This is a genomic window from Phaeobacter gallaeciensis (assembly GCF_001678945.1).
Classification (GTDB): domain Bacteria; phylum Pseudomonadota; class Alphaproteobacteria; order Rhodobacterales; family Rhodobacteraceae; genus Phycobacter; species Phycobacter gallaeciensis_A.
Window position 1 is genome coordinate 1,012,258 of sequence record NZ_CP015124.1, and the last position, 24,557, is coordinate 1,036,814.

Consider the following 24,557-nt stretch of genomic DNA (forward strand, 5'->3'; position numbering starts at 1 on the left):
GACATGGCCTTGATCCAGGAAAATTAGGAAAGCCGACATTCTTCGTTGGTGCCGACGAAGTAGCACGGACTAGGACAATTCGAGCATTCGCCGCAGGTGTAACCAATCCAGAGGCCAAGTTTCGGCGCGCAGCTTAACGGCCCGCTAAAATCCGCAAAGCGGGAAAGCAGCGAAACTTACGCTATCTTTCCCGTGTCGTTGTGGAACTAGTCGGAAAGCTGGTTCGCCACGCGGTTTGCTAGAAACTCTGGAAACATCATTGCAACTTGGCAACCCGATCTTCGAACCAGACCAAGGATCGCCGGTAAAGAGCAAAGTCGGCAGTATCCCATTCCTTTGCATGGGCGTCTGGACGGTCATTTATTAGTCCAGCATTCGACTCAAACTCTTTCTTATCTCCGAAAATAATCTCAAACAGGGGCCAGTTCTTGGAAATTAGTTCCATTAGTTCGAGCCACATTATTTTCTGAAAAAGACTATCAAGAGGGTACCCAGTTAAAATCTTTCTGCGCCCAGGCGCCATCGATTTCAAAATTACATCTGAAAGCCCCTCCAGCTTTTTGTTTTGTATGGCATTCATTCGTAGGAAGTTCAGCGCAATCCCCCGGAGCTTTCGTTCTATAAGGTTGCGTCTTTGCCCAAGTGCAGCGAGCTCCTCTGCCCATTCTGATAGAGAGTCCGCAGGTGCTGCTTGCCTGGGCAATAGAGCACTCTCCCCATCCTCTGAGAGTTCGAGAACTGAGCTGACCGCACTCTTAAACATACTTCCAGAGAATAAACCGTCGCCGTTGATCACTCCATACTTCCTGAGTGTTCTGCGGACAGCTTCTGGTATATCTTCCGGTTGTTCCTTCAAGATAAGCTCACTGGCACCTCTCATCTTTGGGTGCACCCGAAATAGATGGCTGACCGCAACTTCTGCAATTTGACAGCCTTCATTTCTTACGAATTGATCAACGAGAGGTTCAATGTCCAAGCGATCCAAGGACGTTGGTCTGTCGGACACCGGGATTTGACGGTGTATATAGGAGCAGCATTTTCTTGCCCAATAGGGCATGTTTCCGGTTTCTTCTGCTATCCAGTCAGCAGCCGCTTCGGAAAAGCTAATACCAGCGACCTTTCCAAGCCTGCGCAACATAGCGACAGTTGCTCCCTTCGGCATAGGACTCAGAAACTCTTCAGGAATAAAAGACAACGCGGCATTCTCAATTTTATTGATTTCGTCAACTTTGAACCAATGAGTGGAGACTCCGCCCACCAATAGAGAAAAGAATTTATTCTGCCTTTCACATTCTTGGTAAATTACCCGAAGGTTTCGCCAAAATTTGTTGAACTCACTTTCCCAATGCTTTGCGGTGGGGCTGCCCGGGGTAATATAATCGACCTCATCAAAAACGAGAAGAATAGTGTTTTGAGCCTTAAGTACAACCTCCTCTAGATTCTTTCTGGCTTCGGGCAGAGATATGTTTCGAGTTTCCGCGTTGATGTTGGCATAGCTTGAGCTGGAAAGCTGCATGGATCGCAATGTTTCGGAAATTGAAGAAAGTAGTTCGCAGGCCTTCAAGTCGAAAACGTCATCCTTCGAGCAGTCTATCATAACCGTAGAGCAGTCGAAGCTGCTAGGTATCTCTTTAAGCACACGGTTAATAATGGATGTCTTGCCAACCTTTCGGATCCCAAGACAAGAGCGAATCTGTCCCGTTTGCAACTTCCTCGCCAAATCAATGGCTTCATCTCGGCGCCCAAAAAAGTTGTTGTCGCCAGATACTGGTCCAGTTACGTCGAATGGGTCGTGAGAAAAAATCTGATGAGCGAGATTTCTTTCAATGTCACGCGCCTCCCCAAACCCATTCCTGGCATCTATCGGCAAGATGGAAATTCCCAACTCCCGTCCCCAGTTTTTGAGTTTAGAGTTTCCGTTTGGATCAAGATGCACTGCTAGGGCAAGAGTAGGTTCAAGGCGCCCGTTTGAGGTTGCAATCTCGGACTGGACGAACTTAATTGTTCTTTGCTGATGGTCGGCAAAGGTGGTTGCAATAATTAACACTTCGCGATCAATCGCCATTGTCTGCCGTAGCCGACGAGACGGTGTCAAATAGGCACACGCGTACTTACCGCCTTCAAATTCCCGGATGTAGTAGTGATTCTGCCTAAACAAGTCAGAGGCCGAAGTCAGAAAACTGGACAACAAATCTTCAAGTTTTGCATCTAGATTTTGCTCAGATGTGGTTTTTGGGGGGGGCGCCATAATTGGCCTCATCTTAGGGTCGTATAGTATTCAAAATACATGCCTATGAGCTGAAGGCAATTAGAAACGCGGCTTGACCGTTCTTCACGGAAGCTCAACCTGAAGAGGGAACGTTTTGGCCTATATGTACTCTGAAGAAATGCCTCAAAACTGAATGCTGTTCACTTAAGTGGGGCTCGAGTACACTTTTAGCTTCCTGAGATGTAGCGTCCATTCAAGTTGGGAACGGCAGCTAGGGGCTCCGGCGGCTGAATTGAAAGGTCTGCGGAATGGCCGCTTTGGGAGAACGGTCTGACTTTGCAAATGTCGCTATCTGCGCAAACCGGTCAAAACCACATGACCCCGCCCCACAGGGGACGAGGCCATGACTTCACCACCTCAAAACAGCCCGACACGCGGCTCGAAGTTCGAGATGATCAACTCGGCCGCATCCGTCGCCCCACCTGAGGAGACGGTGTATTTCAGCGCCACCTCTTCAAACCGGAAGGCCGCGAAGATCTCGCGGACCTCCGGCCGGTCGTTGATCGACAGGATGAACTTGCCGCGGATCCCGGCCAGCTGATCGGCCATCGCCTGGAAGTGATCACGCTCGAACATGCCTTTGCCGTAGTCGCTCTCCCCTCCCCAGTAAGGCGGATCGAGGTAGAACAAGGTCTGCGCACCATCATAGCGGGCGATCAGATCGGACCAGTCCAGGTTTTCGAAGATGACGCTTTCCAGCCGCTCGTGGGCGGCATCCAGAATCGGCTCCAGGCGAGACAAGCTGAAGCGGGCCGGACGGTCGGCAGCCACGCCAAAAACGCCGCCCGGCTTGCCGCCGAAGGCCTGCCGCTGAAGGTAGAGGAACCGGGCCGCGCGCTGCAGGTCGGTCAGGGTTGAAGGATCTGTCTTGCGCAGGCGTTCGAACTCCCGGCGGGAGGCGATCTGATAGCGCATCACCTGCAAGAGCTGCGGAAGGTGCTGTTGCAGGATCCGGAACAGGTTGGTGATTTCACCATTGAAGTCGTTTGCGACCTCGCATTGCGGGCGCCAGCTGCGCCGCAGGAAGACACCGCCCATGCCGACAAACGGCTCTGCATAGGTGGTGTGCTCGACGGATTCGATCCGCTCGATGATCTTTGCGCTCAGGGCTTTCTTGCCACCAAGCCAAGGGGCTACGGGCGCGGCAGGCCGCACCTTTGTCATTGTTATCATTTGTGATTCCAGAATATGTAGCGCCCACTCTCGCGAGAGTCGGGCGACATCTTCTGTAGGGTATGTCGGCGCAGCCTCTTTGAACGGATGGCTGCGTGGGAAAGGGTGTTACAGCACCCGATCCCCCCGCCCGACGGGCGGAAGGATCCATATCTATATCGGGGAGCAGGCCTTAGCGCCCTGCCCCGATCTCCTTCAGCTTGCCCATCACCAGGCGGCGCAAGACCGCCTCACTGGGCCGCAGCCGCGCGATCGCGTCGGGCACGGACTCTCGGGCATAGGTGACGGCCTGCTCGACCAGCACATCCTTTCCGGCGCCGGGTCCGTCCTCGATCGCGGCGCGGGCGCCGCTCATCAGGGCGCTGTGCAGGGCCTCGCGGTGGCGGGCCTCGATCTCAAGGCCAAAGCGTTGTTTGGCCACCTGCGCAGCGCCGCCGATCATAACGGTAAGGAGTAAGCTCAGGCCACTGATCAGCGCGGGCTGAAGCTGTTGCAGAATGTCATTCCAGTTCATGGGTTTGTCCTCTGTTTTGGAGTGGGAAAGAAACTGTCGGCGGATTAGTCCGCCAGCCAGGGCAGGAACTGCGCAAGGAAGGCGCGGATCCCGGTGGTTTCGATTTTGGGTTTGGGTTTCTCGGGATTGACCGGCGGCAAGGCCAGCAGAGTTGCATGCAGGGCCGCATGGGATTTCGGGCCGGGAATGCCATCCACCACCAGACTGGCAGCGCGCTGGAAGGCGCGCAGATCCGTGGTGCCATATTCCAGCAGCACCAGCTGCGCGCACAGGGTCCAGCGCTTGCGTTCAGAGAGATGATTGTATCCGCCATTGATCCGGCGGGTGACGGCCCGGACATCCCCCCGGTCGGCCAACGGGTTCAGGCCGCGTTCGGACCAGTACCAGAGCGGCCCCAGCCCCTCCCAGGGATCGAGGTTCACCGCATCCGGATCCGCCTCAAAATCTGGCGCGGTGGGATCGAGGCGGCGCACCCAGGCGGTAAAGGCGCGGTAATTGGCGCGCCCGGTGATCTGCATTCCGGTGCGCCCCCGGAACCGGTAGCCATCGCCATCACGTTCCGGCGTGTTGCCGAGATCCGTGCGAGTGTCATAGCGCGCCTGCGCAGGCGTCGGCCCCCAGATTTCCCGGTCATAGCGGAAGGCGCCGCATTCCAGCAGCACCTGCCCCAGCAGGTAGGCCAGCCGGTGCGGTTGGTTCAGGCCCAGATCGTATCCGTGCCGGTTCAACGCCAGCAGGAAGGACTGCGCATTGCGCGCCTGGTTGCTGCCCGGCGCGATCGGGCCGGTGATCCTCTGCAGGGTTTCAAAGGTGAGAATGTCAGGCATGGAAAGCCTCCAATGCAAAAGCCCCGCGCAAGGGCATCCTTGGCGGGGCGGTTTCAGGGTTCGGGGGATCAGGTCAGGGTTTGGCGCGGGTCAGCCATTTGGCCAGCAGCACCTCAGCGCCGCGCGGGCCGATGTAGGCGGCCAGTGCTACGATGCCTGTGCTGACCGTGGCGCTGGCGCCAAGGTAGCTGGCGATCGCCTCACCGATGATGGCCATCCCAAAGGCTACAGGGATTTCCCAGAGAAGTTCCGGGCCGAAGAAGCGCCGCTGCCCTTTGCGCACCTCGCCGGAATGCCACATCAGGCGCCCCAAGGAAGCGCCCACCAGCGTTGTTGCCGCGCCGCCGATCAGATTGGACAGCCAGTCCACCAGGCCGGTTTCATCCATCAGAAGTCCCCCGCCAGCTCGGCAGCGCCCGCAGGCACGGCGGGCCAGTTTGCATCATCGGCGAGATCCGCGCCGGAGGCGGCCACAGCGGGCCAGGCCAAGCGCATCTGCATGATCCAGGTGAGGCCGGCCACATAGGCGCTGTGCTGTTCAGGGGTGAGTTGATCCGCAGCTGCGGCCGCGGCCAGATTGATCTGCGCGGTCTCATTAACGACTGCAAGGATCCGGCGGCGGCACTCGGCCTTGGCCTCTCCCATGGACAGCGCCAGATCCTGTTCGGCTTTCTCTGCGGCGGTGGTGATGGTCATGGCAAAGGTCATGCCAGTTCCTCCTGGGGTTCTGGCTGCGGTGCAGGTTTACGGATGATGGGATCGGGCACGGCCCCGTCGATGACAGTCAGGACGGGCGCGGCGGCGGGCTGGATCGGCTCTGCCGTACCCGTGTCATAGATCCAGCGCAGCGACAGGTGCAGCTCGCCCCCGATGCGGGCGATCCGGCCCGCGAAGGGATGCTCACCTCCTGGTTCGGCAAAGCCACCTTCAGGGATTGCAGACAGGTCATAGGCCACGCCATCCACGGTGATCGTGTCGCCATTGACGCTAGCGGTGGTTTCAGGTTGGCCAGGCAGACCAGCGATGCAGGTGCAGGTAATTTGCATAAGGACTCTCCTTCAGAACCAGCGACCAATGGCACGCAGGTGCGCCACCGGAGACACGTCGGCAGCCGAACCGGTTTTTCGAATGACGTTGATCGTGGAGGCACCCGTAACATTTACGGAAGTGGCATGGACATCCAGCGCACGGTCGTAAACGCTCCCGGTCCCCGCCAGCGCAGATCCAGAGAAGTTGGGAAGATCAATGAAGGACGCAGGAAAGGTCCAGGCAAATGTCGCTGTCGAGTATGGCTCAGCAAACGTTCCGACACCAACCGAGAGGATAGAACCGGCATTGATCTCGCCCCAGCAGATCTGCGTCCCGTCCGCAAAGCGCACATATTCGCCATTCGCGTTGCTGCCGCGCTCGATGATTGCGCCGGTCGGAACGCCTCCGGATTGGGACACGGTGCCGAGGATGCTGTTCTGGTGGAAAAACTTCTGCCAGGAAGACCAACTTGAGCCGCTCCAATAGCGGATAAAAATGGAGTTGCTTGATTGCTCCATTGCAATCTGGTGAGCGCGCAATCCGCCCTCTAGCTGCACATGAATCCAGATACCATCAACACCTGCCGGAACTGTTCCGGGCGTGGTTGCAGTATCATACCGGTAGGTGCCGTTCGGCAGCGAGCTGTCGTCTATACTGATGCCCGCGCTCGGGGAAATTGCTTCTCCGCCAAGACCGAAGGCGCCGACCTTCAAAAGCTTGCCAGCGGCGGCGTCCGTCGCGTTACCCTGCACCGCCGCCCCGCCGAGGCTATCTGCCTCCAGCCCGGTAAACTTCCCCGCTGCGGGGGTATCCAGCCCCACGGTGGTGGCATTCAGCGCCCCGCCAATGATGGTGCTGCCCGTCTTCAAAAAGTCGATCAGCGCGATCAGCTCCGCCCGGTGGGTGGTGGCAAAGTGCTGGAACAGCGCTGACATCTTGGTGTCAAAATCCGCCTCCGCCGCCGATCGCTGCGGGATCGGCGGGAAGTCGGAGAACTCCGGATAGCTCATGGCTCTCGTGTCCTATTTCAGTGTTTTCATGATCAGGGGGAATGTGCTTTCGCCCGCCACATCCAGCGGCTGGCCGTGATCATCGAGGAACCCCAACCCCTCGATCCCGTAAGTTGGCCCCGTGCCCGAGGCATAAAAGGCCGTCGCAAGACCATCGATCTCGGCCATGATGTCCATCACGCGCGGCGCCTGGATCGTCGGCACCAGCAAGGCCACCTCGATCTTGCGGGTGGAGCCGCGCTTCACCAGGATCTCATCGCCAAAATCATCATAGCCCTTGCGGCTGTGACTGACGAAGGAGATGCGCGGCAGGTTCATCACCTGCCCCAGCAGATGGTTCCGGCCGAGAACGATGTGGCCAACCTTCGCCGTGGCCCCGACCGCCGCGATGGTGATGTCGATGCGGTGGCCGATGTAGCCGGGAAAGCCGTTCAAAACCTTCTGGCGGGTGTAGACAATGCCGCCGAAGAACCAGGTGTAGACGCTGACCACATGGCCGGTGTCGACCATCACGAAGGTCTGATCATAGATCCGGCTTGGACCATCCCAGACCTCGATCCGCACCGACCCGGCGGTAAGGCCGAAGAGCGCGATGGCATCGCAATCCTGCGTCGGGGTGATCGAGTAGGTGATCTGGTCCGGATGAGAGGCCGTGTTGGAGCGCCGCTGATCAAAGGCAGACCAGCGGTTGGTGGCCCGAAGATCGAACCACCAGCTGCCATCATCGGTCAGAGGATCATTGCCCAGGTTGCCATCCTGCATGCTCTGGTAGATCCGGTGCGAGGTGAGCGAGATCACCAGATCGCCCTTGGCGTAATTGGTGCCCGCCGCCCATTCCGGGTGATCATCCTCGGGGATATTGGAGGCGGTCAGCTCGACATCGGTGACCGCCATCGGCGCGATGATGTTGAAGTCCATCAGACCCGCACCTCCGGCTGCCCGGCTTCATCCCAGTCCTCCAGGAACTGCGCGATCTTGCGCACAAACAGCTCCATGCTCTGCCCCTGCACCCCAACCTGTTTGGCCAGGGCGTTGACGCTCTGCACCACGAAGCGGTTATCCAGCATCGCCACCGACTCCGCATGGCTATGAATGCGGGAGGCGCCAGTGCGTTCGATCTCCCAGCCGCGTTCCCCGACGATGCGCAAGCCGCCCGCATGGGCACCGCCCGCGGCAAACTGAGGAATGCCGCCCAGCCCCCGGATCTGCGCCCGCAGGCGTTCCAGCCGGTCGTTCCTGCCGCTGATCCGCTCATTATAGGCCGCGATCTTGGCTTCCAGACCGTCCGCGCCCTGGAAGGCCGCATTGAAGGCCGCCAGCCCCGCGCCGCCGCTGGTGTAATCCGCGCGATAGGCAATGGTGCCATCCTCCCGCTGGCGCAGGATGGCGTCCTCGCCTGTCCCCCGCAGCAGCTTGATCCCCGTGGAGGCCTGCAGATCCTCGATCTGGCCGATCAGCTCGGCGCCCCCTGCCCGTTTGACCTCTGTGCGATCCGCCAGCCCGGCGCCGCGGATCTGCAGGGAGGCAACCTTGGACTGCGCCAGCCGCTCTGCCGTGTCCAGCCGCACCGCCGCGCGCAGATCCCCCAGCATGGCGCGCAGGTTTTCCATCGGCTGCAGCAGATCCCCGGTGGCCGAGGTCAGATCGCTGAAGACGGTATCCGCCGTCAGGCGCACCGCGCCGCCAAAGCTGATCCGCCCGGCCTGCCCCCGCGCCCCGATCAGATCCTGCAGGCGGGTCAGCCGCTCCACGGTATCGCCGCCCTCCCGGGTCAGCGCCACGTTCACCCGGCGCGACAGGTTGGCGCTACGGGTCAGCACCATGGCGCGGGTGCCCGGATCCAGATCCCGGCCCAGCTGCAGCATCAGCTTGCGGCGCAGCTCTTCGGTATTGGTCAGAACAAGCTTCCGGGTCTGCCGGTCCAGATCCTCGCGCAGCACCAGGTCAAGGCTGGCTACATGCTGCGAGAGAGCATGGGTGGCAATCCAGCGATCCGCCGCCGTCAGATCATCGCGGCGGATGATGAAGTCCAGCGTGGTGCGGATCCCGCTGTCCGCCTGCTCTACCATCCGGCGTAGCCAGCGCGGCGCATCATCGGCCAGCGTGACCGCCACATCCAGCGCGCCGACCAGGTCGTCATAGCTGAAGGCCTCGGCCTGGCTGATGGCATCCTCCAGCGCCCCGAGGGAGGTTTCAAATGCGCTGACGGTGCCGTCCCAATCCGCTGCCAGATCCTGCACGCCCTGGCTCAGATCCGCGATCTGATCGCCGGTCAGCCCTTCAAGCTGCAGGAAGCTGCCAAGCGAGGTCAGAACCTCGATCTGCTGCTCATAAAGACCGGCCAGAACCTCATCATTGCCGCTTTCCAGATCCGCCACCCCAGCCGCAAACCGCAGCTGACCCTGCACCTCTGCCGCGATGCGCCGGTATTCCAGCGCAGATCCTGCACCGGCCCGGGCCGATTGCAGATAGGCGCGGGCCAGCTCCGGCAGGCTTTCCGTTGCCGAGAGATCCCCGCCGCGCACCGCTGCCAGCGCTGCATCAAGCCGCGCCCGCTGCGCCGCCTCTGCCTGCGCCGCGCTTGCGCCGGTCAGATCGCCGGTGATCAGACCATCCACCAGGTCGCGCAATCCGCTGCCCGCACGGCGCCAGCTTTCCGCCGTGGCGCGTTCTTCCGAGACCCGGGCGCGGGCCGCATCGATCTGCGCGCCAAGTTCGCCGCCGATCTCCCCCACCATGCCCGCCAGCTCGGCGGAATAGGCGCTGACCTGCGGCAGCACCTCGGCCATGGCGCCGGACATCTGCAGAAGGCCTGCATAAAGCTCGCGCCCGTGTTCCGTGGTGGTATCGATCCCCTCCACCAGCTCGCGGAAGCCGTCCCGGCTTGCGGGCATGGCCACGCCCAGCTCCCCGAACTCTTCGCGCAAACGCCGCAGGATCACCTCCGTGCGCTCGCCTTCGGAGTAGAAAGCCCCGAAGTAGGCCGAGACAGATCCCGCCATGGCCTCGGCGCCGCCAAAGAGATCAACCAGATTGGAGGCCGCATCGCCGCCCTTCAGCGAGACATCAAAGAGACCATGGCCGAGGAGATCCGCCGCATCGTTGACTGCAGTGAGGCTGCCCGACAGGCGCCCCAGCGTATCAAGCGCGGTTTCCCCGGCGCGGCTGAAGCGATCCGTGCCCAGGACCAGCTCGGCCATTTCCGCGCCGGTCTCTTCAATGCGCGCCTGCAGTTCCTCCTGGATCTTTTCCTGGCTCTTGCCATTGGTCCAGAGCGTGAAGCCTTCACTGGTAAAGCCCTCCAGCGCCTTGGTGCCAAGGTTCAGCGAGGCCGCCATATCCTTGACGCCATCGGTCAGCCCGGTGACGCTCTGATCCAGTGCCGCCTCGAAGTCTGCCTCCAGCGGTTTGTAATCGGTGCGGTTGGAGCGCAGGAACCCGCCCTTGTAGAAGTCGATCGAGGAGCCTTCAAAGCCATCGGCGCCAAAGCGCCCCCGGATCCCCGAGCCAGCGTATTTGCGGCTGAGACCCTTGGCGAGGAGCGCAATGCCGCCAAGCACAAGACCCGCTGCGGGCAGAGCCGCGCCAAGCGCGCCCCAGCCACTGGAGGCGCCGCTGGCCAGCCCGCCGAGGTTGGCAAAGCTGGAGCCAAGGCCACCGCCTGTCAGAACACCGCCGAGGCCGGATCCGATCCCGGCGGCAATACCGCCCCCGCCAACGAGACCGCCGACATTGCTCAAGATCCCCAGCGGGTTCACGCCACCGCCGCCACCGCCCAGCACGGCAGTGCCTGCGCTGGCCGCGCTGCCGGATCCCGTCACCGACAGCCCCAGCGCCACCTTCAGCGTGTTCTGCGCAAAGGAGGACGCCAGATCCGCAAGCCCACGTTTTGCCGCCTGTTTGATCCCGTCCCAGAGACCCTCAAAATCCCGCAGGCCATTCGCCACCCAGTCCCCGAAGGAGCGCGCAACGCCATCCACCGCAGAGGACAGCGGCCCGTTCAGCTCCGCGGACAGGTCCTTTGCCTTTTTCTTCGTCTTATCCAGCTTGCCCTTGGTGCCACCGCCCGATCCGTCATCCAGCGTATCGTTCAGATCCTCGAGGCTGTTCTTCAACGCATCGGCGCTGTCGTCGCCCGCATCCAGTTCCGCATTGGCGCTATCCATCTGCAGCGTCAGGGTCTTGAGCGCAGCCGTGGCCTTAGCCCAACCCTCGCGCATCAGCCCCTTGGCCTCTTTCTTCAGCGCCGCGCTGCTGTTTGCAGCCCGCACCGCCAGCGCGTCGTACCTTGCAACGCCCTCAAAGGCCCGGCCAGAGGCTTCATTCAGCGCATCAAAGGCGCCCGACATGCCCGGGATGTTCTTCACCCGAACCGCAAGCCCCGACAGGAAGGCAGACCAGTTTTCCGAGATCGTGCCCATCATGCGCAGAAAGCCTGCCTTGACGGCCTCCCAAACCGCGCCAAGCGCCGGGCCGATCGATCTGGCACTGGTCTTGATCCCCAGCCAGACGCCCGAGGCGAGATCGCCAAGCGCCTGTAGCGCCATGCCCCAGCCACCGGTCGCGGTGACCAGCTGGTGGAACTTCATCGCCAGGTACCCGGCGCCCACAACCAGCGCGCCGATCCCGGTGGTGATCACCGCACCGCGCAACAGCACCAGCCCCCGCGACAGGCCCTTGATGGCAACACTGCCTAGCGCCGCCCTTGTCGTGGTGGCCCCGAGCGCCATCTCCAGCGCCACCGTGGACTTTGCAGCCGCAAGGAACCGCACTGGCGCCAGCGCCACGGTGGAGAGCATCCCCGCCATCGCCACACCGAGCGGCGCGGTCAGCTTGAGGGTCAGGCCCAGACCCACCGCCAGTGGCCCCAGCGCAGCCGCGCCTGCTGTGCCAAGCGCAATCACCCGCTTGGTGCCCTCGCCCAGGCCGTTGAACCATTCCGCCACCGAAGCCGCGCCATCGCTCACCGTCTGCATCGCAGGCACCAGCGCGATGGTCAGCTGGTTGGCCAGACCACGCCCGGCGAGCCCCATCCGCGACATCGCATCATTGGCCGTCTCCAGCCGGTCCGCATCCACTTCGGAGATCGCCACGCCAAAGCGGCCCACATCCTCTGCGGCGAGTTTCAGAGTGGCGCCATCAATGCGGGTGAAGATCAGACCGGCCCGGCTGCCGAAGAGATCCGAGGCCACCGCTGCGCGCTCTGCCTGCGGCACATACTCCGCAAGCGCGCCCTGGATCCGGGCCAGACGCTCATCCAGCGGCAGGCGCTGCAAATCGGAGGCGTTCAGATGCAGCCGCTTCAGCGCCTTGGCCGCCGCGCCGGATCCGCCCGCCGCCTGGCTCAGCCGCTTGGTCAGCTGGATCGTCGCCTGCTGCACCTCCCCGATCGACACGCCAGACAGATCCGCTGCCCGGTCCAGCACCTGCATGGATTTGACAGTGGTGCCGAGGGATTGCGCCATCTTCGCCTGCGCATCCACCATCTGCAGGCTGGATTTGACCGCCACCGCAGCGGCGCCCGCCAGCGGCAGGGTCAGGCCCAGCGACATCCGCCGCCCGGCCTTCTCCATATTGGCGCCCATCCGCAGCATGCGCCGCTCGGTTTTGCCCATGGTGGACTGGGCCCGCTTGGCGCCGCTTTCAAAGGCAGCCGAATCCATGGACAGAACGCCCCGAAGAGCGCCAATAATCGCGGCCATCTCATGCCCCTCTCTGATTGTGGAAGTGCAGGCTCATCAGCGAGGCGCGCAGCTGCTCGACAGCCTGCGCATCGCTCTTCTTGTCCCGCTTGGTTTTGCCGGAGTGTTCCGCCCCCGCCTTCGTAAAGTCGGGGATGGTTTTTGGACTGTGGACCGCATGGCTGAACAGAACCGCCAGCTCCTGCTGCAGCACCCGCCGCGCCTGGACCTCATCGTTCTTGCCATCGATCACTGCCCGGGTGATCTGATCGTATTCCCGCAGGGTGACCGCGCCAAAATCATCGTGGTGCAGACCCAGCCTGCACCACGACCGATAGAGCGCCTGCCAGTCTACGCCCCTGCGGCCTGCCCGTTTCCCTCGCTGTTTCCCTCTGCGTCCTCATCTGGATCAGCGCCCGGATCTGCCTCTGCAGGGAAGGCAACCGCGATGGCCTCACCAAGAGAGGTCAACACCTTGCGCACGCCGCCTGCCCCATCGACCAGGGCAACGGCCTCGTCCCGCTCGCCGCCCGCGCCATCGTTCATCACGGCGGCCAGCACAGAGACAACAAAAGACGCGCCGCCCTTGCCGGTGATCAGATGATCCACCAGCGCATCAAAGGGCTGGCCGTCATTTTCCGCTTCCATCCGCATCAGCGCGGCGGTCGAGAACTTCAGCTTGTGGGTGGTCTTGCCCACCTTCATCTTCGCGTGATTGATCATACCGCTGCCGTCCCTTCTACCCAGTCAACCGCGCCGGTGGTGCGCAGCTTGAGATCGGTCATCAGATCGCCGTCCTGGTCGGTGGTGGGGATCGTCGGCACCACATAGGCCTTGTAGGCAAAGAGATCGCCCGTGCTCTGCCCCTCGCCCGGCGGGAGCGTCGCCCGGAAGAACACCGGTTTGCCTGCCGCGTTATAGGCTGCGGCCTGCTTGTAAAGCTCGGTCGAGTAAAAGCAGTTGAGGGTGATCTCCCCGCCATCCTTGAGGCCGAGGCCCCATTCCTTGAACCGGCCCGGGCTGTCCAGCGAGGTCCGGTCCCGGTATTCCTGGTCAACCTCCGGGATCCCGATCGTCTTGCAGCCCTTGATCACCGCAAAGTTCCCGTCCACCCCGTCGACGGACCATTCCATGTCAACGAGATCGCCCGGAATGACATTCTCTGCCATTGGCTTCTTCCTTCCATCATTTGTTGATTGAGCCGGTCACCCGGCCAGAGGTCAGGCGCGGTAGCGCACCTGAATGTCCAGCATCTGAAGCCGGATCACATCGCCGCCGGAGGGGGTCGTCCCATCCCGGCGGGATATCTCTTTGCAGCGGATCACAGACCCGCCGCGATAATCTGTCAGGGTCTGCGAGACCTGCCGTGCGAGCGCAAAAACCTGATCCGCGTCATCCGAGTAGACATTCACCTGAATGCGCGCGGTCTCGACATCAGCGCGGCTCTTCAGCGAATACCCCGTCGCATTGCTGATCCGCTGGATCGTGATACGCGGGAACGCCTCCCCGGGGCCAAAATCATCGAACCCGCCCCAGAGCGTCGGATGGCCAAGCGGCTCCAGCGCCGCATAGATATCGGCTTCCATCATGAGCCCGCCCGCGCTGCCTTGCGCCGCGCCCGCTCCACGGTCTTTTCGATCTCGGCCCAGGTCTCGCGCTTCAGGGTCTCCAGCATTTGGGCCTTGTTGGCGTCCCAGGCGGGCCGCATGAAGGGCCGCGCGGGCATCGCACCGACAAATCTGCCGGTCGAAGCCTGCACCCGTGGCCCGGTGCCGAACTCGTAAAGGTGGCCGTGTGGTGCATCGCTGCCATCCGGCTGCACCGGCCCCACATAAAGCACCACCTTGCTGCGCCCCCGGTCCCCGCGCGCCTCACGCGCCTGCCGGGCCGTCAGCTTGCTGGTGACCTTCACCGTGAAGGGCGACAACGCATCGGCCATCGTCGCAACCGGCTGCAGCGCCTTCTTCATCGCCCGCCGCTGCACGCCCTTGGCCGTGCCCCGCGCAAGCTGACCCAGCGCCCGCTCGATATCACCGGCACCTTCGATCTTCATTTTGACTGACATGTCTGAGATCCTTGCCCCATCAAAAAAAGGCTCAAAAAATTCAACCCGTTAATCTCAACGCAATTCGAACATTGTTAGGTAAGGAACATCCCTACTAAGCTGCAGCCCGTGATAATCTCCGCCCCTACTGAGCAACATCGCGGGCTGCACGCTTTGGGACGCAATCCCCCCAGCTACCGGATCTTCCAGGCGGTGATTTCAATCCACCGGCGCCGCCCGATTTCCTTGCTCCCGGTGATTTCCCAATCCGCGCCCTCAAAGCGCAGCCGGTTCGCGCCGAGGATCGCCGCAGACCGCGCTGAGTAGCGCACCGTAAAGCGCGCCTCTGCCTTCTGCTCGACCGCACCGGCCCGCCAGCGCTCCCCGTCCGACAGCGCCTGATAGCTGGCCGCAACCGGGAACAGCTCATTCCAGCCGGTCCTGGTCTTGTTGCCCGTGGGGGATTTGCTGGTTGCCGCCTCAAGGAAGGTCACCGTTCGATCCAGCCGCCGCCCCATCAGGCCACCTCGCAAGGGCGCTGATAGCGGGCCTGTTTCATCAGCAGGCGCACTCCAAACGACAGGCGCGGCGCCTCCTCCCCCTCGATCGAGATCCCGGCCTCAAACCATTCTTTCGCCAAAAGGAAGATCGCCTGCCGCGACCGGTTCACCACACTGTTGTCAGCACCACCGACCCGGGCCTGCACCCGCAGCAATTCGCCCGGCACCCCGTGCCCGGCCCAGCTGGCCCCAAGCACCAGCTGCGGCTCATCATGGGCCTGCTGAACCCATGCACCATCAAGCGGCTGATCGATCCAGCCGCCCGCGCCATCATCCACCGCCAGCGCCAACAGCTCCTGCACCGGCAAAACCGGGAACCACCAGCGCCGCCAGGCCCCGCGCACCACGACAAATTCAACAGCGCGCGGCGCCAGCGGGCGACCGGTGGCCGTGGCGACAACGGCTTCCGCCGATTGCAGCGCCAGCTGCAGCGCCCCGTCATCGTCCAAATCCTCCGCAGCAATGTGAACCGACCGCTTGAAGTCGGCCAGATCCACACCTGCCGGGATCTCCCCGGCCTCGATCACCCGCATCAGCCCGGCCCCTTACGCCTTGGCGCCCTGTTTCGGCGGCGCGCCGGCGGTCTTTTCCGCCGCACCGCCAGCTGCCGGATCTGCGGGTTGCGCAGGGGCGGTGATGGCCTCGGCTTCGCGTTCCATCAAAGCGGCCTCACGCGCGGCAAGCTCATCCTCGCGGGCCTGCAGTTCGGCAGCGCGCACCGCCAGATCCTGCGCATCAGCCTCCAGATCCGCCGCTTCACCTTTGGCGGGCTTGGGGCGATCCGGGTCATAGGGCATGCAGGTGCCCTTCGGCCAGTTGGCGATCACCGCCGGTTCGAACCCGGCAATGTCGCCCTTCACGTAGCGGCCATGGGTTTTGAGGAATTCCACGATTTCTTTTGCCATGTCAGCAATCCTTGATATCTGGAGAAAGAGAAAAGCCCCGGCGATCACCGCCAGGGCCGAAGCTGCATCCGCTTTGAAGCGGCCTTAGAGGGTCCAGCCTGCGCCGTTCAAACCCGCGATCGCGGCGTCATGGGCCGGTGCCATGTCATGCTCTGCAATGGCGCGCATCAGGGTCAGATCGTTCTGGTAGGCCGAGACCGTATCGCCCGCCTGGTTGACGTAAGAGGCTTCGGTGCTGGACGCCAAGGTGATCTGCTGGGAGTCACCGATCATGATTTCGCTGAAGTCGGCAAAATAGATTTCGGTCTCATCGCCGCCAACGCCAAGGTTATCAGGAACCTGCGAGGTGGTGCGGATGGGCGCGCCGTGCAGGGTGCCATTGTCATCGATCGACGGGAAGACCTTGAAGCCATTGGCCCAGCGAAGGCTGGCGAGGAAGTTCTTGGCGCTGGCCCGCATGATCCAGCCCGGATTGATCAGGCCGACATCGGCATCCTCCACCTTGCTGACGATCGCGCGGATCGCCGCCTCGACCGTCGCCGCATCCTTCACCGCGATGGTGGCCCAGTTGGCAACCGGCGCCCACTGGCGCAGGCCCTTCGGCAGATTGCCGGTGCCATCAAAACGCAGGAAGGCCAGATCGTTCTTCAGGCCCATTTCCTTGATGATATCATCCCGCACCATCAGCGCGATCGAGGCGCTGGTATGACGCAGGAGGGAATTGCCGATCGGCACCAGCGAGGTCAGCTTGCGGAACTTCTCCTCGACCTTGTCAAAGGTCGGCTCGCTTTCCACGATGGCCGCGTTTTCCCCGGCATAGGCCGCGCTGGAGGGCGTCGCCTGCCGCGCATTGCGCAGCTCGCCTGCGGGCATGTCATGCACCCGGGCGCCCGATGCGCGCACCGTCACCTTCGGGCGCAGCAGCTCGATCACCGCCTGCCCCTGTGGGCGCGGAAGGGTCACACCACCAGCGCTTTCGCTGGCCCCCGACAGGGCCGCAGAGATGGCGCTGTGCCCGTCCTGCTCCAGCCGCTCCACCGCCTTGTCCCGGTCTCCCTTGGCGTTGATCAGGGCATGGGCCATGAACCCGACCTCGATCCCCTCCTGCCCCGCGGCCTTGGCCTGTGCGGGCGCAGGGGCGCCGGTCCCGGCGCCCGGGTTGCTGCCGCCAGTGTTCAGCTCCGAGGTCGCGGTCTCAGCCTTTGCCTGCTCCACGGCTTCGGCGCGCTGAACGCGGGTCTGCAGCCCTTTGAACTCCGCCTCGGCAGCGTCAAATTCAGCCTGCGCCGCCTCGATCGCGCTGGCCTCTGCGTTACCCGCAGCCTCCAGATCCTCGATCGCCTGGGCGGTGGTTTCCATCTTTCCCGCTGCCGCTTTCAGCATGCGGCGCAGATCATTGATATCCATGGTGCTTGTCTCCTTTGTCACATGGAACAGGCTGCAATCACGCAGCCCAAAGACCCCGCCGCCTGCGCTGCGAGGTGATCACCGGCAAAACTGCCAATGAGAAGTCAGAGAGAGGCTTGCGCCTGTGCGGCCCGGGCCTTGGCCAGGTAGGCGCCCGACCGGCGCCGGGTCTGTGATTGCGGCTGCGGCGCGTAAACTTCCGCGATGCGGGTCAGGAACTCCGCAAGGGTTTCCTGACCATCGGCCAGACCGCGATCAATCGCGTCCTGCCCCCAGAACACATCGCCCCCGTCCGCATCGCTGTCCGTGCGGCTCATCCGTCCCGGCACATCGCCCGCAGCAATGCCGCGTCCCTCGGCAACATCCGCCAGGAACTCCGCCTCCATCTGGTCCAGCCGGATCTGCGACAGGCGCTGCCCCTCTTCACTGGACAGATCAGGCCGCTTGGCACCGGCATGGGCCGAGGTCTGGATAAAGACCTGATCGCCGCCCGATCCCGGCTGCATCGGCTGCGCGCCGGTCAGCATCGTGCCAACCGATCCAACCCAGCCCCCGGGCGTCAGGGTGATGTCGCTGCACTGGCTGGCCAGCCAATAGCCCGCCGAGGCCGCCAGCGGGTTCACCAGCGCATGCACCGGCTTGACCAGCACCGCCGCGCGGATCGCCTCGATCGCCGCCTGAATGCCGACCACCGATCCGCCGGGCGTATCAAACAGCAGCGCCGCCGCCTGCACCTCATCGCTGGCCATGATCGCAGCCATGGTTTCCGCAAGCCCGTGATAGGTGGACCAGCCGAGGAAACGCTCCAGCACCGCAGAATTCGGGGTCAGAATGCCGTTGACCGGCACGTAGGCAATGCCGCGGTGAATGGCGAAGCGCTGGCCCCGTTCAAACGTGATCCCCTCACCAGCCGCCTGGATCGACGGCAGCGCCGCAACCTCCTGTGCAGGAAGGTTGAGACCCAGCATCGGCAGGCCGATTTCGGAAATCGCCAGCGGCGCAGCGCCCATCAGGGCGGCAACAGTCGTGCGGCTCATTTGTCTTTCCCTTTCGTGTCCTTGCTATCGTCCCGCGTCATGTTCGGCGCCGGGTTCATCTTGTCCCCGCCCTTGGTCGGAGGCAGGCCAAGCTTCGCGCGCCCCTCGTCTGGCGTGTAGACCGGCCCGCCAACCGCCTTTGTGACGGCCTCGATCTGATCCTTGATCGTCGGCTGAAGCAGCGCGCCGAAGTCATGGCGCAGGAACAACCCGCGCTCCCGCTCGCCCCGTGTCAGGATCGACAACGCCAGCGTCTGCTCGGCCAATCCGGACCAATGCAGAAGGCAATCGGTCAGATAGTCGATCGCCTGCTGTTCGCCGTTCGCTTTCACGCCATATTCCAGCATCTGCAGCTTGGACGGCGGCATGCGGTAAATCGCGGCCAGCTGCTCGCGATCGAACTTGCGGCTGGCCAGCAGCTCCTGGTCCGCAGCCGTCAGGTCAAGGCTCTTGATGTCATCATCCGGCCCCAGAACCGGGATCCCATCGGACTGCGGATTGGTCAGATGCTCCTTCAGGCGCCGCGCATTGCGGCTGCGCGCCTCATCATCCTCATAGTGATCGCCCAGCTTCATGAAGGCCTTGGCATGGGCGCCCGAGACCGACCGCGCCGCCGATTCCTGCCCGGCAAAGGCAAGGCCAACCGATTCCGCCGCAACCTGCAGCGGGGACCGGCCTGCCCAGCCATCCAGCGCCAGGTAGCGCAGATGCACCATCGACCGGCTGGCCGCGCGCCGCTGTACCCCGGCCCCATCGGTGAAGTCATAGAACCGCGACCGGCCAGCCCTCAGCGGGGTGCAGGCGGTCTGGTCGATCAGCTCGATCATCTCCAACTCGCCGCCCCCATCGCGCGGCCCATAGGCAAAGCTGTTGCCGCGCAAGGCCCAGGCATAGACCAGGGCAAAGCGCATGATTTTCGCGGGCACGCCGTCCGAGGCCTCGACGTTCAGCAGATAGGCCGCCGGGTGATCACGCACCCGCACCTCCTGCCCGTCGCCTTTGCGCTCCCAGATCTTCAGCGGCACCTTGGAGAGATCCCCGGCGATGTTGTTGCAACAGGCAAAGACCGTGCCATGCTGCTCACCCCGCTGCGGCGTTACGCGCGGCAGCCGCTTGTTCACCGGGCCGCCCCTGCCACTCCAGCCGATTTCCGTAATCCAGGGCTGCGGGCTGGCCGTGCCCGAGGTCTCCGCCGCCGCAGCCATGACAGGCGGTTCAACGCGCTGCACAACGGTCTCATCCGAACCGCGCGCAATATCCCATCCAAAGAACCTCATACGACCTCGACTTCCCGCGCCTTGCGTTTCTCTTCCCCGACCTCGGCGCGCCCTAGCGCCATGATGGCGGCAACCGCCGCATCAATGCGGCCCGTTGATTTCTTCTTGTTCGGCTTTACGTTCTCGGCGGCATCCTCGTCCCGGTGGACGTTACCAACCTGCCAGCCCAGCACCGGATTGCCCCCGTGCCGGATCTTGTTCTGGGCGACCTTCTCTTCAAACCGCTTCATCGGGTTCGACATCGAGGCATAGCCCTGCCGGTGCTCGACCATCGGGAACCGTCGCTTGTCCAGCTTGTCCGCCAGGTACTTCATGCCCCATGGGTCATAAGCGACCTCCTGCAGATCAAACGCCTTGCGGATCCACTCCAGCCGGTTGACCAGCTGGTCGTCATCGATCGTCCCGCCCTTGTGAACCTCCAGCCAGCCCTGATCGCGCCAGCCGACATATTCCCGCTTCTCCGTCTGCGCCCGCTGAATGAACCCCTTCGGCCCCTCCGGAATGAAGGTATAGGTGATCAGGTAGATCAGCCCATCCACCGGCACCGCCACCACGATGGCGGTGGTGTCCACCTTGTTCGACAGATCCAGCCCCACCCAGGCCTTGCGCCCGTAGAGCATGGCCGGATCAAACGGCGCGCAGGCCATGCCCTGGTCCCAGACATCCCGCGCGATCCACGTCTCTGCGCCCTCGGTCCAGAGGTTCAGGTGGAACCGCTTGAAGTTCGGCATCCGGCCCGCAATGGCCAGCGCCTTTTTCAGCGTGTCCTGCATCGCCTCGACCTTCTTGCTCACCCCAAGGTTCGGATTGCCCATGGCCCAGAACTTCGGATCTGCCGGATCGCAATCGGCCGGCGGTTCCGCGATGAACCCGAAAAAGCTGTCATCCTCGACCGCGCCCCGCAAAACGCTTTCGCCATAGTCGCGCAGCTCGCCGCACAAGGACGCCCGGTCCTGCCCGGCGGTGGTGATCACCCAGTCAATCGGCTGATCCCGCGCGATCATGGATTCAACGATCGTGTCCGCCAGTTCCCGATCGGTCCAGCGGTGCATTTCATCCCGGGCCAGAAAGCTCGGGTTGATCCCGTCCGACGAATTGCCATCCCGGCTCAGACAGGCGATCAGCCCATCCGTGCGCGGCGTCTCGATCGAGGTCCGCCAGACCTTCATCACCTGACCAAGGAACGGCGATCGCTTGATCATCCGCTTCATTTCCTTGAACAGCAGCCCCGCCTGATCCTTCGTCGTGGCCGCGCAATATCCCTGCGGCGCTGCCTCGCCATCAAACAGCTGCGTGTAGAGCATCGGCACGCCCGTGTCGGTCGTCTTGCCGTTCTTCTTGCCCACCTGGTGATAGGTGGACCGGAACCGGCGCAGCCCGGTTTCCGCATGCTTCCAGCCGAACACCGACCCGTGCCGGAATTCCTGCCAGGGTTCCAGCTTCAGCGGCCTACCCGCCATCGGCCCGGTGGTGTGCTGCAGCATCCCGCCCCAGCGGATGATCCGGCTGGCCGCCTCGCAGTCAAAGACCAGCCCGCGATCGGCGCCGGTCTCCAGATCCATGAGGTGCCGCTCGCAAGCCATCCGCACCAGATCACCGGCGACGATATCGCCCTCCACCACCCCGATGGCATAGCGGGATACCGGGTGATCAATCGGTTCCATTCAGTTGCGCCATAACCTGGTCGAACAGATCACCCTGGCCACCGGCGCCGAGGCGCGCCTCATCGACCGGAGACAGACCGAACAGCGCCGCATCCCGGCGCATGCCCGCCATCGCCTCTTGCTGGATCCCCCAGGCAGCCCGCTTCTTCTGCTGGATCCCGTTGCGGGTCTTGGTCTCATAATAGAGGCCTTCGACCGCCAAGCAGGCCGAGGCCGCGATGAAGTTCGCAACGCACACGCAGTAGCTCGCAAACTGGTACTCATAGAGCGGCTCCAGCCGGTCTTTCTTCACCAGCTCCGGCGCCAGCTCATCCCAGACCTTGCGAGCCTCATCCTCCAGAAACTCCGGCGCCTCCGGCACATGCTTCTGAATGTCGCCTTTCATGGGAACCACGTTCTGCAGGTTCGGTTTCTTCCCCTTCATCCCGTTTTCTCCATCATCAAAGGGTGGGCTTTTTTCTCCAAATTCGCGCTTGTGAAAACAAAGGTTCCCCCGCCGGTTTGGGGCAGATTGGCCTTAGTTTTCAGATACCCCCCGGGGGGTGTGAAAGACTTCGCGCGCCGTCTTTCGACTGTGGCAGCGATGGCAAAGCGCCTGCCAGTTCGACCGATCCCAGAACACTCTGCGATCGCCCTTGTGCGGTTTGATGTGATCCACATCCGTTGCCGGTTCGATCGCGCCCAACTCAGCGCAATCCATGCATAGCGGGTGCCTGCGCAGGAAAGCCTTTGCCGCGGCTCTCCACTTGGCCGAGGCATAGAGCCTGCGCCCGGCGAGCGCCGCCTCCGAGGTCTGCGCCTTGGCCCGCCGCTCCTTCAGCTTGGCCTGCCGCGCCGCCTCGTGTTCCTCACAATGCGGCAGCCCAGGCAGTGCGAATTCCTCGCAGCCCGACGCCGCGCAGATCTTCAGCCGCGCCACAACATCACCTCACATTTCGGGAAGCACCAACGCAAAAGCGCCCGCCGGTTTCCCGTGGGCGCATTTCGTGATGATGCATATCTACTGGCATGCAGTTGAGGTAACGGTCAAGCCCCTTTGTGCAGCGTGTGGATCCTGCCGGTTCGAACCGGGCCAGCCATCCGATCCAAAACACTAGCCAGAGCAGCACGTACCGCCTTCACTGTCTCGCCATAAACAGACCAGCCATGCGCCTCCAGAACCTCGCGCAAGCTCCTGTCTTCAATGCAGACCATATCGACCAGCCGCCGGTTTGTGATCGAGACCCTAGAGCCGCGCTTTGACGGACGCACCCGCCGGACCTCAATCGCAGACCCGGTCCCGATGCGCCGCCGCAGCAGATCAATTTCATCGCGATCCCGCAGAACTGCGTCGATAAACTCACCGCCCTGGCCGCTGCCACCTGTCCGCAGCGCCTCCACAGATGAACACCGCACCCCGGCAGTCGCATGACGCTCTACAAGATCGCGATAGTGGCGCCCCATTGCGATTTGCCCAAGCGTGAAGGGCGCCGGCTTCTTCTTTCGCGCCGCCGCTGCCGCCATCACATCGAACACATCCGCATTGCGAATGGCCGAGCGGCCCCGATATCCGACCGGCTGCGCCTCATAATCATCCGCGCCAACCGGGCAAAGCCGCATAGGTTCAAACACCTGAAAGGCCCCGCGCGCAGGCGCCTCTGGGATCGCGTCACCACATTGGCGCGGAACAGCGCCCCGCGCCTTGATCGCCGCGATCCGCTCGGCCTCCCTTTGGAGACGGGCGACACCGGACGGCGAGACAATCACAACCTGTTCCGTCACTGCACCCCCTCCGAGACCAGACGAACAATCTGCCGACATTTCTCTGCAGCTCGGGCGCGACCCGCGCGGAGCCTCTCATCCTCATCGCTCGGGCTGCGCCCCCTGCCCTCGTTCTCTTCGATCATCGCGATCCGGCGCCGGGCATCCGCTGCCCTTTCCCGGATAAACCGCATATCGTGACCCTTGGGCCAGGCACGGCTTCGACGCACATGCACCAGGAGTTCCGGCCCAAAGTCCTCTGCCATGGCTGCCCGACCCAACTCACCGGCGAACACAGCCCGCAAGAGAGGCGATGCGTCATCGGTGGGAGGCTGGATGTCCGCCGCCCATTTCAGGATCTTGGCCGCGATCGGGAACCGATCCCTGTTCTTCCCGCCTGCCAGGTTGCCGACATGCTCAGCCAGGGCCTGCAGGTTCAGCTCTGTCATATAGGCCAGCTTTCCCCGCACTTCTTCCAGCATCACATCAAACTGCGCCACCGTCATGCCCGAAGGCTTGACCAGCCCCAAACGAACCAGCCGATCAATCAGATGCACCTGCACCCGCTTTTCGCCCGCCGCCTGCTCCTTCATGTCCATCTCTAAACCTCATTTCTCAGCAATTCCGAGTTATCCACAGCCACCGGCCTCAGACCGTCCGGCGACTGGCCTTCTGTTTTGTTATGTCTCTGTCTCTATCCCTGTCGTGCAGGACAGTCTGAGACTGTCCGAGACTGTCTTGAACTGTCCGCCGGACAGTCTCGGACAGTGTTGAGACAGTTATCGGAGGGAGCCGTTGCGCGCCTGACCGAGGTCGAACATATGCGTCGACCAGGACCGCATCGCGCGTTCAATCCAGCTGGCATTGCGGTATTCGCAGCCCTCCTGGACCAGCCATTCGTCCATCCAGCGAATGGCCGCATCGTTCTTTGCAAGCTCGGCATGGTAGCCCGCCACGGTGATCCTGAGCCGCTGCAACCGCTTGGCCGCATTCGCGGCCTCGTGCTTGGCACGATTGTCTTCCTTGCGAGACAGCGCCTCGGTCAGCGTGCGCAACACCATGGGGTGCATCAACCGCACCTCACCACCCTCGCAGATACAGGGCGTCCACTTGTGCAGCGGGCCATAGTCCAGCTTACACAGCGCCCGGAAGTGACCCGGATCGACCATCAGCAACTTGGCCAGCGTTTCCAGATCCTGCGGAACCGTGCCCACCGGCGTCTGGTCATAGGCGATGTTGATCAGGTCAAAATAGAGCGCGCGGCACTCGGGCGTGCCCTTCAAGCGCATGTCGGAGTTCAGCCAGCGCCGCCGCTCCCATGCCATGAAGTAATGGCTATCAAGCCGGTCCTCGGCCCCCAGCGGATACTCAGGAAGCTCATCGGCTTCGACCATGCGGAATGCACGCTCCTGGTTCATTC

27 protein-coding genes are annotated in these 24,557 nt (G+C 62.6%); all 27 read right to left on the reverse strand.

The annotated features are described in order from the left end of the window. Window positions 1-256: 256 nt before the first annotated feature. Window positions 257-2,248: an ATP-binding protein gene (locus JL2886_RS04830; RefSeq protein ID WP_133245398.1), complete on the reverse strand. Its 1,992-nt coding sequence runs from the start codon at window positions 2,246-2,248 to the stop codon at window positions 257-259. Between the two features lie 378 nt (window positions 2,249-2,626). Continuing rightward, on the reverse strand, window positions 2,627-3,433 hold the full coding sequence (locus tag JL2886_RS04835; RefSeq protein ID WP_065270980.1) for a DNA adenine methylase: 807 nt from the start codon (window positions 3,431-3,433) through the stop codon (window positions 2,627-2,629). Window positions 3,434-3,614: 181 nt separating this feature from the next. Next, window positions 3,615-3,956 (reverse strand): hypothetical protein, encoded by a 342-nt coding sequence (locus JL2886_RS04840; protein WP_065270981.1) that lies wholly within the window; start codon window positions 3,954-3,956, stop codon window positions 3,615-3,617. Window positions 3,957-4,000: 44 nt separating this feature from the next. Then, complete coding sequence (locus JL2886_RS19550; RefSeq protein WP_065270982.1) at window positions 4,001-4,783, reverse strand: glycoside hydrolase family 19 protein; 783 nt, start codon at window positions 4,781-4,783, stop codon at window positions 4,001-4,003. A gap of 73 nt (window positions 4,784-4,856) precedes the next feature. Continuing rightward, a complete protein-coding gene (locus JL2886_RS04850; RefSeq protein WP_065270983.1) occupies window positions 4,857-5,171 on the reverse strand; it encodes a phage holin family protein in 315 nt (104 codons plus the stop codon). After that, window positions 5,171-5,491, reverse strand: coding sequence for a hypothetical protein (locus tag JL2886_RS04855; RefSeq protein ID WP_065270984.1), 321 nt, complete (start codon window positions 5,489-5,491; stop codon window positions 5,171-5,173). Before JL2886_RS04855 ends, JL2886_RS04850 begins: the two co-directional genes overlap by 1 nt. Next, window positions 5,488-5,829, reverse strand: a complete 342-nt coding sequence (locus JL2886_RS04860) for a hypothetical protein (protein WP_065270985.1) — start codon at window positions 5,827-5,829, stop codon at window positions 5,488-5,490. The genes JL2886_RS04855 and JL2886_RS04860 overlap by 4 nt, the downstream gene beginning before the upstream one ends. Window positions 5,830-5,841: 12 nt before the next feature. Continuing rightward, on the reverse strand, window positions 5,842-6,822 hold the full coding sequence (locus tag JL2886_RS04865) for a hypothetical protein (RefSeq protein ID WP_065270986.1): 981 nt from the start codon (window positions 6,820-6,822) through the stop codon (window positions 5,842-5,844). A 12-nt stretch (window positions 6,823-6,834) separates the two neighbouring features. Beyond that, entirely contained in the window at window positions 6,835-7,740 is a 906-nt protein-coding gene (locus JL2886_RS04870; protein WP_065270987.1) for a hypothetical protein, read from the reverse strand. After that, window positions 7,740-12,524, reverse strand: a complete 4,785-nt coding sequence (locus tag JL2886_RS04875) for a hypothetical protein (protein ID WP_065270988.1) — start codon at window positions 12,522-12,524, stop codon at window positions 7,740-7,742. Before JL2886_RS04875 ends, JL2886_RS04870 begins: the two co-directional genes overlap by 1 nt. A 1-nt stretch (window position 12,525) precedes the next feature. Continuing rightward, a complete protein-coding gene (locus JL2886_RS04880) occupies window positions 12,526-12,756 on the reverse strand; it encodes a hypothetical protein (RefSeq protein ID WP_065270989.1) in 231 nt (76 codons plus the stop codon). Between the two features lie 98 nt (window positions 12,757-12,854). Next, window positions 12,855-13,226, reverse strand: coding sequence for a hypothetical protein (locus tag JL2886_RS04885; protein ID WP_065270990.1), 372 nt, complete (start codon window positions 13,224-13,226; stop codon window positions 12,855-12,857). Beyond that, a complete protein-coding gene (locus JL2886_RS04890) occupies window positions 13,223-13,672 on the reverse strand; it encodes a hypothetical protein (protein WP_065270991.1) in 450 nt (149 codons plus the stop codon). Before JL2886_RS04890 ends, JL2886_RS04885 begins: the two co-directional genes overlap by 4 nt. A gap of 51 nt (window positions 13,673-13,723) precedes the next feature. Next, complete coding sequence (gp17, locus tag JL2886_RS04895; protein WP_065270992.1) at window positions 13,724-14,092, reverse strand: tail completion protein gp17; 369 nt, start codon at window positions 14,090-14,092, stop codon at window positions 13,724-13,726. Further along, on the reverse strand, window positions 14,089-14,568 hold the full coding sequence (locus tag JL2886_RS04900; RefSeq protein WP_065270993.1) for an HK97-gp10 family putative phage morphogenesis protein: 480 nt from the start codon (window positions 14,566-14,568) through the stop codon (window positions 14,089-14,091). Before JL2886_RS04900 ends, gp17 begins: the two co-directional genes overlap by 4 nt. Window positions 14,569-14,741: 173 nt before the next feature. Then, on the reverse strand, window positions 14,742-15,065 hold the full coding sequence (locus JL2886_RS04905; protein WP_065270994.1) for a head-tail adaptor protein: 324 nt from the start codon (window positions 15,063-15,065) through the stop codon (window positions 14,742-14,744). Then, on the reverse strand, window positions 15,065-15,640 hold the full coding sequence (locus tag JL2886_RS04910) for a hypothetical protein (RefSeq protein WP_065270995.1): 576 nt from the start codon (window positions 15,638-15,640) through the stop codon (window positions 15,065-15,067). Before JL2886_RS04910 ends, JL2886_RS04905 begins: the two co-directional genes overlap by 1 nt. Window positions 15,641-15,652: 12 nt before the next feature. Then, window positions 15,653-16,012, reverse strand: a complete 360-nt coding sequence (locus tag JL2886_RS04915) for a hypothetical protein (protein ID WP_065270996.1) — start codon at window positions 16,010-16,012, stop codon at window positions 15,653-15,655. An 84-nt stretch (window positions 16,013-16,096) separates the two neighbouring features. Then, window positions 16,097-17,419, reverse strand: coding sequence for a phage major capsid protein (locus JL2886_RS04920; RefSeq protein ID WP_065270997.1), 1,323 nt, complete (start codon window positions 17,417-17,419; stop codon window positions 16,097-16,099). 104 nt (window positions 17,420-17,523) lie between these two features. Further along, complete coding sequence (locus JL2886_RS04925) at window positions 17,524-18,456, reverse strand: S49 family peptidase (RefSeq protein ID WP_065270998.1); 933 nt, start codon at window positions 18,454-18,456, stop codon at window positions 17,524-17,526. Then, complete coding sequence (locus JL2886_RS04930) at window positions 18,453-19,733, reverse strand: phage portal protein (protein WP_065270999.1); 1,281 nt, start codon at window positions 19,731-19,733, stop codon at window positions 18,453-18,455. Before JL2886_RS04930 ends, JL2886_RS04925 begins: the two co-directional genes overlap by 4 nt. Then, window positions 19,730-21,397 (reverse strand): terminase large subunit, encoded by a 1,668-nt coding sequence (locus tag JL2886_RS04935; protein ID WP_065271000.1) that lies wholly within the window; start codon window positions 21,395-21,397, stop codon window positions 19,730-19,732. The genes JL2886_RS04930 and JL2886_RS04935 overlap by 4 nt, the downstream gene beginning before the upstream one ends. Next, window positions 21,384-21,821 (reverse strand): P27 family phage terminase small subunit, encoded by a 438-nt coding sequence (locus tag JL2886_RS04940; RefSeq protein WP_065271001.1) that lies wholly within the window; start codon window positions 21,819-21,821, stop codon window positions 21,384-21,386. The genes JL2886_RS04935 and JL2886_RS04940 overlap by 14 nt, the downstream gene beginning before the upstream one ends. Window positions 21,822-21,914: 93 nt before the next feature. Beyond that, complete coding sequence (locus JL2886_RS04945; RefSeq protein WP_065271002.1) at window positions 21,915-22,316, reverse strand: HNH endonuclease signature motif containing protein; 402 nt, start codon at window positions 22,314-22,316, stop codon at window positions 21,915-21,917. A gap of 107 nt (window positions 22,317-22,423) precedes the next feature. Continuing rightward, the gene (locus JL2886_RS04950; RefSeq protein ID WP_082996000.1) at window positions 22,424-23,158 is read right to left on the reverse strand and encodes a hypothetical protein; all 735 of its coding nucleotides are present in this window, start codon (window positions 23,156-23,158) and stop codon (window positions 22,424-22,426) included. Further along, window positions 23,155-23,736 carry a hypothetical protein gene (locus JL2886_RS04955; protein ID WP_065271003.1) on the reverse strand — a complete coding sequence of 194 codons (582 nt, stop codon included), beginning with the start codon at window positions 23,734-23,736 and terminating at the stop codon, window positions 23,155-23,157. The genes JL2886_RS04950 and JL2886_RS04955 overlap by 4 nt, the downstream gene beginning before the upstream one ends. Before the next feature lie 180 nt (window positions 23,737-23,916). Then, window positions 23,917-24,555 carry a hypothetical protein gene (locus JL2886_RS04960; RefSeq protein ID WP_237028422.1) on the reverse strand — a complete coding sequence of 213 codons (639 nt, stop codon included), beginning with the start codon at window positions 24,553-24,555 and terminating at the stop codon, window positions 23,917-23,919. Window positions 24,556-24,557: the final 2 nt, after the last annotated feature.

Excerpts from the sequence above, each read along its gene's own strand:
- JL2886_RS04830 (WP_133245398.1), bottom strand. The coding sequence starts at position 2,248 with ATGGCGCCCCCCCCAAAAACCACATCTGAGCAAAATCTAGATGCAAAA.
- JL2886_RS04835 (WP_065270980.1), bottom strand. The coding sequence starts at position 3,433 with ATGACAAAGGTGCGGCCTGCCGCGCCCGTAGCCCCTTGGCTTGGTGGC.
- JL2886_RS04840 (WP_065270981.1), bottom strand. The coding sequence starts at position 3,956 with ATGAACTGGAATGACATTCTGCAACAGCTTCAGCCCGCGCTGATCAGT.
- JL2886_RS19550 (WP_065270982.1), bottom strand. The coding sequence starts at position 4,783 with ATGCCTGACATTCTCACCTTTGAAACCCTGCAGAGGATCACCGGCCCG.
- JL2886_RS04850 (WP_065270983.1), bottom strand. The coding sequence starts at position 5,171 with ATGGATGAAACCGGCCTGGTGGACTGGCTGTCCAATCTGATCGGCGGC.
- JL2886_RS04855 (WP_065270984.1), bottom strand. The coding sequence starts at position 5,491 with ATGACCTTTGCCATGACCATCACCACCGCCGCAGAGAAAGCCGAACAG.
- JL2886_RS04860 (WP_065270985.1), bottom strand. The coding sequence starts at position 5,829 with ATGCAAATTACCTGCACCTGCATCGCTGGTCTGCCTGGCCAACCTGAA.
- JL2886_RS04865 (WP_065270986.1), bottom strand. The coding sequence starts at position 6,822 with ATGAGCTATCCGGAGTTCTCCGACTTCCCGCCGATCCCGCAGCGATCG.
- JL2886_RS04870 (WP_065270987.1), bottom strand. The coding sequence starts at position 7,740 with ATGGACTTCAACATCATCGCGCCGATGGCGGTCACCGATGTCGAGCTG.
- JL2886_RS04875 (WP_065270988.1), bottom strand. The coding sequence starts at position 12,524 with ATGGCCGCGATTATTGGCGCTCTTCGGGGCGTTCTGTCCATGGATTCG.
- JL2886_RS04885 (WP_065270990.1), bottom strand. The coding sequence starts at position 13,226 with ATGATCAATCACGCGAAGATGAAGGTGGGCAAGACCACCCACAAGCTG.
- JL2886_RS04890 (WP_065270991.1), bottom strand. The coding sequence starts at position 13,672 with ATGGCAGAGAATGTCATTCCGGGCGATCTCGTTGACATGGAATGGTCC.
- gp17 (WP_065270992.1), bottom strand. The coding sequence starts at position 14,092 with ATGATGGAAGCCGATATCTATGCGGCGCTGGAGCCGCTTGGCCATCCG.
- JL2886_RS04900 (WP_065270993.1), bottom strand. The coding sequence starts at position 14,568 with ATGTCAGTCAAAATGAAGATCGAAGGTGCCGGTGATATCGAGCGGGCG.
- JL2886_RS04905 (WP_065270994.1), bottom strand. The coding sequence starts at position 15,065 with ATGGGGCGGCGGCTGGATCGAACGGTGACCTTCCTTGAGGCGGCAACC.
- JL2886_RS04910 (WP_065270995.1), bottom strand. The coding sequence starts at position 15,640 with ATGCGGGTGATCGAGGCCGGGGAGATCCCGGCAGGTGTGGATCTGGCC.
- JL2886_RS04915 (WP_065270996.1), bottom strand. The coding sequence starts at position 16,012 with ATGGCAAAAGAAATCGTGGAATTCCTCAAAACCCATGGCCGCTACGTG.
- JL2886_RS04920 (WP_065270997.1), bottom strand. The coding sequence starts at position 17,419 with ATGGATATCAATGATCTGCGCCGCATGCTGAAAGCGGCAGCGGGAAAG.
- JL2886_RS04925 (WP_065270998.1), bottom strand. The coding sequence starts at position 18,456 with ATGAGCCGCACGACTGTTGCCGCCCTGATGGGCGCTGCGCCGCTGGCG.
- JL2886_RS04930 (WP_065270999.1), bottom strand. The coding sequence starts at position 19,733 with ATGAGGTTCTTTGGATGGGATATTGCGCGCGGTTCGGATGAGACCGTT.
- JL2886_RS04935 (WP_065271000.1), bottom strand. The coding sequence starts at position 21,397 with ATGGAACCGATTGATCACCCGGTATCCCGCTATGCCATCGGGGTGGTG.
- JL2886_RS04940 (WP_065271001.1), bottom strand. The coding sequence starts at position 21,821 with ATGAAGGGGAAGAAACCGAACCTGCAGAACGTGGTTCCCATGAAAGGC.
- JL2886_RS04955 (WP_065271003.1), bottom strand. The coding sequence starts at position 23,736 with ATGGACATGAAGGAGCAGGCGGCGGGCGAAAAGCGGGTGCAGGTGCAT.
- JL2886_RS04960 (WP_237028422.1), bottom strand. The coding sequence starts at position 24,555 with ATGAACCAGGAGCGTGCATTCCGCATGGTCGAAGCCGATGAGCTTCCT.